The following is a 10,562-nucleotide window of genomic DNA, read 5'->3' as shown; positions in this document are numbered from 1 at the left end:
GCACCTAAAAACCAAAGGTAAAGGCTATCTATGCTAACTAATAGTATGTATTATATAGGGGTTCTAATACATCTACGGCAAGAAGCGGCTGCGGGAAATCGACCGCCGCATCCGCTACCTGATGAAGCGGCTGGAAGCGGTGAAAATCGTCGATCACGACCCGCGCCAGAACGGCAAGGTGTTTTTCGGCGCCTGGGTCGAGCTGGAAAACGAAGCAGGCGAAACGGTGCGCTACCGCATCGTTGGCCCCGACGAAATCGACACCAAAAACAACCACATCACCATCGACTCGCCCATGGCCCGGGCGCTGATCGGCAAGCAGGTGGACGACGAGGTGCGGGTCAACACCCCCTCGGGCGTCCGGGAGTGGTACATCAACCACATTAGATACAGCCCCTTCGAAGACTGAATTATGACCAATATCAACCAATTACTGGCGCAGGAACTCGCCGTTGCGCAAGCCCAGGTCAACGCCGCCGTGGCCCTGCTGGACGAAGGCGCCACCGTGCCCTTTATTGCCCGTTACCGCAAGGAAGTGACCGGCGGCCTGGACGACACCCAGCTGCGCAACCTGGACAGCCGCCTCGGCTACCTGCGCGAGCTGGAAGACAGGCGCACCGTCATCCTCAAGTCCGTCGACGAACAGGGCAAGCTCACCGAGGCGCTTAAGGCCGAGCTGCTGGCCGCCGACACCAAGACCCGGCTGGAAGATCTCTACCTGCCCTACAAGCCCAAACGCCGCACCAAGGGGCAGATTGCCATCGAGGTCGGGCTGGAACCCCTGGCCGACGCCCTGTTCAACGACCCGGGCCAGGATCCCCAGCGGCTGGCCGAGGGCTATATCAAGGCCGATGCCGGCATAAACGACGCCAAATCGGCGCTGGACGGCGCCAAATACATACTGATGGAGCGCTTCGCCGAGCAGGCGGATCTGCTGGAGGCGGTGCGCCGCCATATGTGGCAGCACGCCCTGCTGCAGGCGCGGGTGATCGCCGGCCAGGAGCAAGGCGGCGCCAAGTTCAAGGACTACTTCGAGCACCAGGAGCCCATCGGCCGGGTGCCCTCCCACCGGCTGCTGGCCATGCTGCGCGGCCGCAACGAGGGGGTACTGAGCTTAAGCCTGGTGGTGGAAACCGAGGCCGACAGCCACCCCTGCGAGGGCATTATCGCCCGCTTTGTGGGCTGGCAGAACAAGGGCCGCGCCGCCGACCCATGGCTGGCCGGGGTGATCAGCTGGACCTGGCGTGTGAAGCTCTCGCTGCAGATGGAAACCGAGCTGCTGGGCCAGGCCCGGGAGCAGGCGGAGGAAGAAGCCATACGGGTGTTCGCCCTCAACCTCAAGGATCTGCTGATGGCCGCCCCCGCCGGCGCCCGGGTGACCATGGGCCTGGATCCGGGCATCCGCACCGGGGTCAAGGTGGTGGTGGTGGACGGCACCGGCAAGCTGCTGGAGCAGGCCACCGTCTATCCCTTTGAGCCGCACAAGAAGGTGGAGCAGAGCCTGCGCACCCTGGGCGAGCTGTGCCGCCGCCACCAGGTGAGCCTGGTGAGCATCGGCAACGGCACCGCCTCCCGCGAGACCGAGCGGCTGGTGGAGCAGCTGATGAAGCAGGCGCCCGAGCTCAAGCTGCAGAAGGTGGTGGTGAGCGAGGCCGGCGCCTCGGTCTATTCCGCCTCGGAGCTGGCCGCCAACGAGTTCCCGGATCTGGACGTGTCCCTGCGCGGCGCGGTGAGCATCGCCCGCCGGCTGCAGGACCCGCTGGCCGAGCTGGTGAAGATCGATCCCAAGAGCATCGGCGTGGGCCAGTACCAGCACGACGTGTCCCAGACCCAGCTGGCGCGCAAGCTGGAGGCGGTGGTGGAAGACTGCGTGAACGCCGTGGGAGTGGACGTGAACATGGCCTCGGCGCCGCTGCTGGCGCGGGTGTCGGGCCTGACCCCGGCCCTGGCCCAGAACATAGTGGCCTTTCGCGACGAACAGGGCGCCTTTGCCGAGCGTAAGCAGCTGCTGAAGGTGCCGCGCCTGGGACCCAAGGCCTTCGAGCAGTGCGCCGGCTTTTTGCGCATCCGCGAAGGCAAGAACCCGCTCGACGCCTCCGCCGTGCACCCCGAGGCCTACCCTGTGGTGGAGCGCATCCTGGCCAGGCTGCAACAGCCGGTGAACGGCCTTATCGGCAACAGCGGACTGCTCAAGACCCTGGACGCCCGCGACTACACCGACGAGCACTTCGGCCTGCCCACGGTGCAGGACATTTTGAAGGAGCTGGACAAGCCGGGCCGGGATCCGCGCCCCGAGTTCAAGACCGCCCGCTTTATGGACGGGGTGGAAAAGCCTGCGGATCTCGTTCCCGACATGGTGCTCGAAGGGGTGGTGACCAACGTTACCAACTTCGGCGCCTTTGTCGACATCGGCGTGCACCAGGACGGCCTGGTGCATATCTCGGCCCTAACCGACCGCTTTATCAAGGATCCGCGGGAAGTGGTAAAGGCCGGCGATATCGTCAAGGTGAAGGTGCTGGAGGTGGACCTGCAGCGCAACCGCATTGCCCTGACCATGCGCCTGGAGCAGAGCGCCGCCGAGCATGGCAGCGGTAATAACGGCGGCCAGCGCCGGGATGAGCGGAGCAAGCCCGGCGGCAAGGGAGCTGGCGATAACAGGAACCAATCCGGCAATCGCCCCGCCCGCCGCGAACAGCCCGCCCCCCAGGGCGCCATGGGCGCCGCATTGGCCGCCGCCCTGCAAAAGAAAAAGTAATAAAAAGGCCCGGGGCAACCCGGGCCATTACAAACTGTCTCCCCCGCGAAGGCGGGGGTCCATAAACCGGGGCACAGTCCTGATATCTGGCCGCGCGCTTCAACCTGCACGACAATCGGTCATTTATCAACCAACCGTTACCTTAAAGCACGACAACGCCTCACAGTTAAATAACTGTTTCGAATGGTAGAGATCACTACCGGCAGCGACTGGAGACCCTCCGCACCAGGGATAGCGCGACGGAGCCCCCAGAGCACTGTCACGGCGTGTCTGCATGCGGGACCCGGTCGATGTAGCGCTATTAGGATCAGTTACTTAACCTCCGGAGACCTTTAGGGACGGGCATTTTAGGCTCTAGTTTGCTCAACAACGCCTGCTCTACCTACAATATGTATTGGTTTGCTCGATAAAAAGACCTAAACAGGGAGGTTACAATGCGGGCAGTACTTATAACAGGCATGATCGTCTTGTCCTTGCTGTTGGTCTCTCCTAAAGCCTTTACTGATAACTTCGATTTATTATTCATGGAGTTTGATGCCAGACAGATGAACTCCGCCGAAAAAAGATTACTTCAAACCGGACTAGCACTAGAAGGTCACTATGTCGGCCTAATAGATGGGATTTGGGGAAAAGGAAGCCAAATGGCGTTGGAAGATTACTCAAAAAGAGAGTTCTCTGATTACACCGGAGTCCAATTCTATCATGCATTCACTCTCTTATTGAAAATAGTACAAATCCATGAGGAAACCGGATGGAATGATAAATACATACCTGAAGCAAACTTGTCCATTGCTGCCCCTTGGGGGTTACTACATCAAGAAAGAAACGACAAGACTTCTGTTTCCGAGTGGTCCACCAAGAATGGTGATTTAAAAATCCAACACTTCACCACTTCAGATAAGAATGCAATTGATATTCATAACACCATAAAAAAACAACATGCATCACCAGATGAACCTTACTCCCTTCGACTACCAAGCCGTCTAGTGACCAAGGTATCAAACAATCAAGGTCGTGTATTTTATTTGAGAACAGATAAAATACATCAATTATGGAATACGATATTTATCAGCTCAAGCAAAGAACAACACAATATGCTTCACGCCATCAGCTCAAGCATTCATTACGGGGCCCCTCGAAGCTGGGATATACCAAAAAACTCATTACTCGACAGAGTAATAAAACAAGGCCTCACTGTGATAAGAGAAAAAAACACACCAACAGAAAGCCCTCCTGGAAGCAACACTTACAAACCCTCACCAAATAATAAGAACATACCAACCAGCATTGGCACTGCCTTTTACATCAACAACACCGATCTGGTGACCGCAGAGCATGTTGTATACCAATGCTCCTTGGTTACTCTCATCAACGGTGTAAAACTTGATTTAATTTCAAGCGACAAAAACATTGACTTAGCTATATTAAACTCCCCCACCCGCTCTCGTCACTGGCTACCTCTATCCATCACTGGAAAGGCACTATTGGGAGAGCAAGTTTATGCTCTTGGTTACCCCTATTACATGCTGACCGGCACATCACTTAACCTGACCGCCGGGAATGTTAGTGCCTTGGCCGGCTATAGTGACAATCATCGATTTATCTCAATAACCGCACCAGTACAGCCAGGTAATAGTGGAGGTCCATTACTCAATAAAAAAGGGGAAATCTTAGGAGTTATCAGCGCAAGGCTTTCCGAGGCAGCCATTGCCCAGGCAACAGGGACCCTTCCTCAGAACATTAACTATGCTGTCACGGGTGAGGAGCTTATCTACTTTCTTCGCCGCTCTGGCGTGGTATTCCCCAGTGGTCAGGCCACCCCAATCGACCTTACAAACGGCATTCCCGAAAGCATTCAGAAAGCGGTCACACCTGTGCTCTGCTGGTGAACCTTCACTACTTGTAACCAAAGTCCTACAGCCGCCGGATATGGAGGTCATGCTTTGCCTTTTCATTTCCTTTCTTTATTAATATACCTGATGCAAAAATAAAGATCCGACACCACTTATACCGAGGTTATGATCCTCGAAGGGGTAGTGACCCGACCAACGTCACCAACTTCGGCACCTTTGTCGACATCGGCGTGCACCAGGACGGCCTGGTGCATATCTCGGCCCTAACCGACCGCTTTATCAAGGATCCGCGGGAAGTGGTAAAGGCCGGCGATATCGTCAAGGTGAAGGTGCTGGAGGTGGACCTGCAGCGCAACCGCATTGCCCTGACCATGCGCCTGGAGCAGAGCGCCGCCGAGCATGGCAGCGGTAATAACGGCGGCCAGCGCCGGGATGAGCGGAGCAAGCCCGGCGGCAAGGGAGCTGGCGATAACAGGAACCAATCCGGCAATCGCCCCGCCCGCCGCGAACAGCCCGCCCCCCAGGGCGCCATGGGCGCCGCATTGGCCGCCGCCCTGCAAAAGAAAAAGTAATAAAAAGGCCCGGGGCAACCCGGGCCATTACACGCCCCCGCAGGCCTCTTTCGGATGTCGCCCCCGCCAAGGCGGGGGTCCATAAACCGGGGCATGGTCCCGATATCCGGCCACGCACTTAACCCCGCACACCAATCGGTTATTTATCAACCAATCTTTGTCTTAAAACACAAAAACCACACCACCGGCTAGACCCTGTTGGCACCTGCCGCTAAGCTGCCTCACCCATTTTAACGGACACACCTCGATAACGTAGAGAGGTGGGCCATGCCAGCTTACAAAACGGGAAAGCTAACTCAGCAATCCAGCGTCCCACAAAAACACCTCGTCACCTTGGTGGCGGCCCGCAATCGCGGCCAGAATGGAGAAGATCGTTTAAGCAGGCGGCCCAAGCGGCCTGTGGCACCGGCACCGAGCGGGGTCGGATGCCCTCGCCGGCCGATACCCGACGGTAAGGGAGGCATGCGATGATCGGCCCCCCATTCGAGGCTCCCCAGCCCATGACCATCCTTACCCTTAAAAACCGTGCCGCCTGGTCCTGGGCGCTGTACGACTGGGCCGGGAGCGGGCGGCCAAAAAAACCACCGGCAGGGTCGTCACCACAGATTATCGTGCTAAATTGGGAGCGATAAACCCAAGCCGTATAACGGAGCCCTTGTGAAGGCACATATCCTGCTAACCCGCCAACTGATCAAGCTGTTCGCCAACCTTACCAAAATGCTGAGCTACGGCTTCCATGCCGTTCTTCCCAACCGGCGCTTTACCCTGCCGGAACGGGCTCCCGCCCTGCTCAGGGGCAGTCGCCGGCCGATTCCGCGCATCATCTGGCAGACCAACTTTACCAACAGGGTCACGCTGCCGGTCTACCTCAATTACCTGTTCAACCGCCTGATCTCGCCCACCTTCGAGTACCGCTTCATGATCACCGAGGCGCGGGCCGACTTTATCCGGGAACACTACCCGGCAGAGATTTTCGAACAGTATTCCCGGCTGCAGATAGGCGCGGCCCAGGCGGATTTCTGGCGGTTGCTGGTGTTGCAGAAATACGGCGGCGTCTACCTGGATATCGACGCCCATGCGGTATGGCCGCTCGGCTTTATCATCAAGCCGGGGCACGAAGAGCTTTATATCATCCGCCAGAACCACGAACTCACCAACTACTTCATTGCCAGCAAGCCCGACAATCCCAACCTGGCCCGGCTGATCGACCGGGTATGGAACAATATCCGGGAGAACACCATCACGGGGGTCTACAACCTGACCGGCCCCGGGGTGTTCAACCAGGTACTGGACTACCGCCAGGTGCCCACCACCTTCTATCGTTATACCTGCAGCCAGGGCAGCTTCACCAACGAACACTTCCAGTACATCGACAAGCCCCAGGGCAAGTGGACCAAGGAGCAAAAGAAGACCGACGTGGTCCGCCAGGATCCCCCGCCCGGCAATACTAGCGGGCCGGCGTAACCGCCAGCCAGAGTTCGCTGAAGCCGCTGCCCGGGTAGCGGGCCCGGAGCGGTGTCCGCCCCGGCAGCAGGGACCACTGCTCCGTCGCCGCCAGCAGCGCCTCCATCACCAGCCGCAGCTCCAGCCGGGCCAGGGGCGCGCCCGGGCACACATGGATGCCGGCGCCGTACAGCAGGTTGTCGGCGGGGTCCCGGTCCAGCCGGAAGGCATCCGGATCGCCGAACACCGCCTCGTCCCGGTTGGCCGAAGCCCAGATAATGGATACCCGCTCGCCCGCCGCCAGCCGGCGCCCGCCGATGTCAACCTCGCGGGTGGTGATGCGCCGGTTGCTGATCAGCGGGCCGTGGATACGCAGTATTTCGTCGATGGCCGCCGGCAGCAGCGCCGGCTCAAGGCGCAGCCGGCGCTGCAGCTCGCCGTGCTCCGCCAGGTAGTGGGCCAGAATCCCCACGCTGGCGGTAATGGTGCCCAGTTCTCCCACCGTCCAGTTGCGCAGCAGGCTGACCAGTTCCTCGTCGGTCAGCGCTCGCCCCCTTACTCGTTCGCGCAACAGCCGGCTGGTGGCGTCGTCCGGCGCAGCCTCGCCCTGGGCCCGGCGTTCGTCCAGCAACTGGCGGATATAACCGTCGAATTCGGTGGCCACCGCCGCCAGTTCGGCCCGGTCGCCGGCCAGGGTCGCCCTGTGGTTTTTCAGGGTCCACTGGCGCAGGGGCTCGTGCAGGCTGGCGGGCCAGCCCATAAAGGCGCATTGCACACGCAGCGAAAACAGCTGGGCGAAGGCGCCAATCAGTTCCACTTCTGTGGCCAGCTCCCGGGCCAGCTCCCGGGCGATCTCCCGGCAGCGGGGCTCAAAGTCGCGCATGTTGGCGGCGCTGAAATAGGGTTCAATAATGCGCCTGTAGTCGCCATGTTCGGGCGGGTCCATGCCGTTGGGCACGGACAGGTGGCGGGAGACGGCGCTGCTGAAGGTGCTGTGATCCTCCAGGATACGGCGCACTTCGCTGTGGCTCAGTACCGACCAGTGCAGGTAATCGCTGTGCGCCACCGGGCAGCGGCGGCGCAGGTCGTCGTAGGCGGCAATCTGGTCTTGTTGTACGGATTCGTCTCTGGGATCCCAGTCGGCGTGGACTCTGTCGCGCATTGCAGCTCCTTACTTCGGCCGCCGGCGCGGGCCGCCGGCATTGTGAACAACAGGGGATACCATTGCCGCACAAATGCCCGCTAAGGTCCTTGATCGAGATCACACATAATTGACTCTTCACATGCAACTATAAGCCCGTCGGTGCCTCCCGGCTCCAGTGCAGCGGCAGTTCCATGGCCGCAACGGACTGGGCCGGCAGTCCGGCCATTTCATGAAAGGCGGAGTCCTGCCTGAGCAGCACCCGGCGGATCGACAACGGCGCCAGGCTGTCCTTCACCTGCTGCAGGCTGCGAAACATCTGCGGTCGCCCCTGCTCATCGCGCAGCAGCACGGGTTGTCCGTCCAGGATCAACTCCACCAGATAGATGCTCATCTGGTGGGAGCTTATCGTCACCCTGTCGATAACCGGCCTGTCGGTCAGCAGTTGATGCAATGTGGCCATGGCCTTTGTCCTCCCTTGGTGTTTGGCATCTGGACCGCGACCGCCATCAAAAGATTGCGCCCGGTTCCCGCTTTTCGTTTGACACTTCTTGCCCGGCCCGGGATCATCGCCCCCCTGCGCCCGACCCGGTCTTCCCGGGCGGCCCTTATTGTTTTAAGCCAACAGACCGCGCTACCGGTCGCCAGACGGGATAACACTGTGTTTGCCAATACCCTGCGTATGTTACTGCTGCTGCTGCTGACCGCTTTTGCCAGCAAGGTGGCCATGATGATCCTCAGCCCCGATCAGTCGTCCCTGTTGTTTAGCGCCGAGGGCGCCCGCGCCCTGGCATGGGGCCTGCGCCTGGACCTGACCGCCGCCGCCGCGCTCACCACCCTGCTGGTACTGCTGATGCTGGCCGGACGGCGCTGGGGCCCTTCGCCCCGCTGGCTGCGGCCTCCCTTGCTGCTGGCCGGCGGCTGGCTGGTGCTGACCACCACCGCCGACGCCATTTATCAGCTGGAGGCAGGGCGCCACGTCACCTTCGAGGTATTTACCGGCCAGGGGCTCGAAGGCGGCCTGGTTGCCACCGCCCTCACGGGCTACGCCGCCCACAGCCTGACGGCGCTGGGACTGCTGCTGGCCCTGACCCTGGCGGTCTACCGGCTGCCCCTGTCCCGGCCGGACGCCGCCGGACGCCGCTGGCACCGGGATGGCGCCTTCCTGCTGGCCTGGCTGCTGTTCGCGGTTTCCGCCATCCGCGGCGGCTGGAGCGACGCCCCCCAGTCGCCCATGAGCGCCTACAAGATAGGCAACCCGGAACTGGCCGCCGTGGCCTGGAGCGCTCCCTATGCCATCAGCTATTACCTCGCCAAGGGGAGCAAGCGGGCGGCACAGCAACAAACCGCCGAGCCCACGGCGGCGGATCTGGCACGGCTGGCCGACTACCACGACACCACCTCGCCCTGGCAGCCGCCGGCCCGCCGGGCCAATGTGCTGATGGTGCTACTCGAAAGCTGGACGGCAGCGGACCTGCTCAGCTACGGAGGCGAGGTGGACGCGGCACCCCACTTCGACCGGCTGCGCGCCCGCAGTTTTTCCACCCGCGCCATGTATGCCGACGGCTATCGCACCGTGGAAGGCATGTTCGCGACCTTCTGTTCTTTCCCCAACCCCGTCGGCGGCGGCGTGGCCGGCACCCAGCTGCAGGGCGCCGACTACCGCTGCCTGCCGCGCCTGCTTAAGGAGCAGGGCTGGGATACCCGCTTTATTCAGGGTAGCGGCAAGGGCATTGTCGGCGCCTTCGCTCAAAGCCTGGGGTTCACCCATTCCTATGGCAAGACCGACTATGGCTTCGACGGCACCGAAAACTACTGGGGCTACATGGATGACGACATCTACCGTTTCACCCTGGACCGGCTGCGGGGGCTGCCCGGCCCCTGGTTTGTGACCGTCAATACCGGCACCACCCACGACACTTATCTGCCCGACGAGGCCGACTATGTGTTCGGCAAGGCCGACCGGACGGCCCTGCGCCGCAACGTGGTGCACCATGCGGACGCGGCGCTGCAGCGCTTTATCGAACGCCTGCCCGAGGTCTTGAGCGAACCGACCCTGGTGGTGCTGGTTGCCGACCATACCTCGGGATCGGCACCGGTGGGGCTTGAGCGCAACGCCATCCCCTTTTTGATGTACGCCACCGACGGCTCGCTGCCGACAAAACACAGCCCGGCCCGCGCCGGCCAGCTGGACGTTGCCCCCTCCATCCTCGACTGGCTGGGCGGCCACGCCCCCTGGTTTACCGGCCGCTCCCTGTTGCGGGATCCGGACCAGGGCTTCGCCCATTATTCCCGCGGACGCATCGTCAGCTGGATTGAAGGGCAGCGGCTATTGCGCTTCGACGTTACCACCGCCCAGGGTGCCGATTGTTTCCAGGTGGCGGAAAACGGCCTGGACATCAGCCCCGCCGCCTGTACCGAAGCGGACCGGCCGCGGGAACACAGGGCCAGGGCCTACACCCGCTATACCCAGTCGCTGTTGTTCAAGGGCAAAACCGGCCACTTCGCCCAGGGGCTGACGGGCGACGACGACGGGCAGACCGCCCGGCTGGGCACGTCCGCGCCCGCCCCCTGAAGGCCGGCAGCGAGATAACGTTCGCATAACAATTCGTTTTTAACGAGGTTTTCTGCAGGAAAAAACTGATAGAGCCGAACCGGCTGGCTGATCATAATGAAATCTGCGTGGAGGGCACTTCCGCAGCAAGCTATAGTTACTTTTGACTGGCCGTTGTCCATACAACGGCCATTTTTTTATCCGCCGGCTTCTGGTAAGCTTTGCCGCCCCTGGCTCCGGCGCC

6 protein-coding genes and 2 pseudogenes are annotated in these 10,562 nt (G+C 61.0%); 6 read left to right on the top strand and 2 right to left on the bottom strand.

All coding sequences use genetic code 11. The features are described from left to right. Positions 1 to 67 precede the first annotated feature (67 nt). The 5 genes and pseudogenes from greB to C7I36_RS08655 all read left to right on the top strand — a co-directional run. A pseudogene (greB, locus tag C7I36_RS08675) lies at positions 68 to 409 on the top strand (transcription elongation factor GreB); the annotation flags it as partial. Positions 410 to 412: 3 nt separating this feature from the next. After that, positions 413 to 2,755 carry a Tex family protein gene (locus tag C7I36_RS08670; RefSeq protein WP_106453326.1) on the top strand — a complete coding sequence of 781 codons (2,343 nt, stop codon included), beginning with the start codon at positions 413 to 415 and terminating at the stop codon, positions 2,753 to 2,755. A 434-nt stretch (positions 2,756 to 3,189) separates the two neighbouring features. Then, positions 3,190 to 4,644: a S1 family peptidase gene (locus C7I36_RS08665; RefSeq protein WP_106453325.1), complete on the top strand. Its 1,455-nt coding sequence runs from the start codon at positions 3,190 to 3,192 to the stop codon at positions 4,642 to 4,644. 155 nt (positions 4,645 to 4,799) lie between these two features. Beyond that, positions 4,800 to 5,180: pseudogene (locus C7I36_RS08660) on the top strand (S1 RNA-binding domain-containing protein); the annotation flags it as partial. Positions 5,181 to 5,837: 657 nt separating this feature from the next. Further along, positions 5,838 to 6,644: a glycosyltransferase family 32 protein gene (locus C7I36_RS08655; protein ID WP_106453324.1), complete on the top strand. Its 807-nt coding sequence runs from the start codon at positions 5,838 to 5,840 to the stop codon at positions 6,642 to 6,644. On the opposite strand, the gene C7I36_RS08650 is transcribed toward C7I36_RS08655, so the two are convergent. Together C7I36_RS08650 and C7I36_RS17430 are read right to left on the bottom strand one after the other, a co-directional pair. Beyond that, on the bottom strand, positions 6,628 to 7,785 hold the full coding sequence (locus tag C7I36_RS08650) for a cytochrome P450 (protein WP_106453323.1): 1,158 nt from the start codon (positions 7,783 to 7,785) through the stop codon (positions 6,628 to 6,630). The two genes, C7I36_RS08655 and C7I36_RS08650, sit on opposite strands and share 17 nt — an antisense overlap. Before the next feature lie 127 nt (positions 7,786 to 7,912). Beyond that, the gene (locus C7I36_RS17430) at positions 7,913 to 8,227 is read right to left on the bottom strand and encodes a DUF6482 family protein (RefSeq protein WP_181256330.1); all 315 of its coding nucleotides are present in this window, start codon (positions 8,225 to 8,227) and stop codon (positions 7,913 to 7,915) included. 198 nt (positions 8,228 to 8,425) lie between these two features. Here C7I36_RS17430 and C7I36_RS08645 point away from each other — a divergent pair, with 198 nt between their 5' ends. Continuing rightward, positions 8,426 to 10,339, top strand: a complete 1,914-nt coding sequence (locus C7I36_RS08645) for an LTA synthase family protein (protein ID WP_181256328.1) — start codon at positions 8,426 to 8,428, stop codon at positions 10,337 to 10,339. Positions 10,340 to 10,562 lie beyond the last annotated feature (223 nt).

Origin of the sequence: Zobellella taiwanensis, assembly GCF_003012795.1 — a bacterium.
GTDB lineage: Bacteria > Pseudomonadota > Gammaproteobacteria > Enterobacterales > Aeromonadaceae > Oceanimonas > Oceanimonas taiwanensis.
This window is presented reverse-complemented; position numbering and strand designations above follow the sequence as displayed.

Bases quoted from the DNA above. Each gene is read 5' to 3' on its own strand.
- C7I36_RS08670 (WP_106453326.1), top strand. From the start codon at position 413: ATGACCAATATCAACCAATTACTGGCGCAGGAACTCGCCGTTGCGCAA.
- C7I36_RS08665 (WP_106453325.1), top strand. From the start codon at position 3,190: ATGCGGGCAGTACTTATAACAGGCATGATCGTCTTGTCCTTGCTGTTG.
- C7I36_RS08650 (WP_106453323.1), bottom strand. From the start codon at position 7,785: ATGCGCGACAGAGTCCACGCCGACTGGGATCCCAGAGACGAATCCGTA.
- C7I36_RS17430 (WP_181256330.1), bottom strand. From the start codon at position 8,227: ATGGCCACATTGCATCAACTGCTGACCGACAGGCCGGTTATCGACAGG.